At 43.2% G+C, this 1,168-nt stretch carries 3 protein-coding genes; 2 read left to right on the top strand and 1 reads right to left on the bottom strand.

Annotated elements, in window-relative coordinates:
* Positions 1 to 36: 36 nt before the first annotated feature.
* The gene (locus F6K53_RS44180) at positions 37 to 624 is read left to right on the top strand and encodes a hypothetical protein (protein WP_293087219.1); all 588 of its coding nucleotides are present in this window, start codon (positions 37 to 39) and stop codon (positions 622 to 624) included.
* Here F6K53_RS44180 and F6K53_RS44175 read toward each other — a convergent pair.
* Positions 581 to 835 (bottom strand): hypothetical protein, encoded by a 255-nt coding sequence (locus F6K53_RS44175; RefSeq protein ID WP_198954016.1) that lies wholly within the window; start codon positions 833 to 835, stop codon positions 581 to 583. The genes F6K53_RS44180 and F6K53_RS44175 overlap by 44 nt on opposite strands.
* 122 nt (positions 836 to 957) lie before the next feature.
* On the opposite strand from F6K53_RS44175, the gene F6K53_RS44170 reads away from it, so the two are divergent.
* Positions 958 to 1,168, top strand: a 211-nt coding sequence (locus tag F6K53_RS44170; protein ID WP_293087216.1) for a hypothetical protein, incomplete at its 3' end; no start/stop codon positions are given.

Here is a 1,168-nt window from a genome sequence, read left to right as displayed (position 1 = left end):
GTCTCAGAATGTCGATGATTGCGGGTCGAGCGACTTATGATTGCAGGTCGCTACATATACCAACTAGCATTGTCAGTTATCACCAAATCATACTTCCCCTACGATTGGGCAACCACTCAACACAATCTGGGTAATGCCTACTGTCAAAGAATTGCCCACGACAGGGATATTCAGAGCCTGATTGATCAAGGCACCGCTATGATTGAGTGGTATGTTACCAGGGATAAAATTCTTACCTTTATTGTCACCAGTCACAGTCAGCAGCCCATAGTTGTGCCATCCTCTCCTGAAAAGCTGAAAACCTTGGAAGAGTGGGATAAAGACTATACCAATGCCTACCGCAACCAAAAAAATCAATGGATAACCGATCTATCCTCTCGTCTGGCGGAACTCGCTACAATACTAGATATTGATAACATTATTTCCAAGATTGATGGAATATTTGAGAAAGTTGGGGGTAAATGCGATCGCTTAATTCTAGTGCCCCATCGTTTCCTGCATTTGTTTCCCCTCCACGCTTTACCGTTATCAAAGGGAAATTTACTTATCGACCGCTTTGAAAGAGGGGTAAGTTATGCTCCTAGTAGCCAGTTACCAAATTTTGATATTGTGGCTGACAGATGAAATCACGACATTTCCGAAGTATCTCAGTAAACCAACGCAAGTCAGCATTATCTTCTACCCCTTCAATCCCATTCCGAGTGGCTAGGGATTCAGCAGCATCAGCTAAATCACCATCCCACTCTTCGATTACGTCAAGAGCTTCTAGCGCTTCTGGATTATTGGCCAGTTCGGAACGTAAGCTTGAAATCTGTTCTGATGTAAGTGTAGTCATCAAGTTAGTAGAGTAAACTTGCTGAATTTGACAACAACTTTCAGTTTACAACAATTGTTATCGAAAATAGCGCTTTATATGCCGTTGCTTAATAATGGAATGATTTTAAGCGCACCTGTGGAATGGGGATATTGGTGGAACTGGCATCTTGCCAGTTTCAATCTATTTTCCTGCGGGCAGGATGCCCACTCTATAATGGAATGATTTTAAGCGCACCTGTGGAATGGGGATATTGGTGGAACTGGCATCTTGCCAGTTTCATGCTTATTTTCCTGGGGGCAGGATGCCCACTCTATAATGGAATGATTTTAAGCGCACCTGTGGAATGGGGAT

The organism is Moorena sp. SIO4A1 (genome assembly GCF_010672065.1).
Taxonomy (GTDB): domain Bacteria; phylum Cyanobacteriota; class Cyanobacteriia; order Cyanobacteriales; family Coleofasciculaceae; genus Moorena.
Note: the sequence above shows the minus strand (reverse complement) of the source record. Positions and strands in the feature narration are given on the sequence as shown.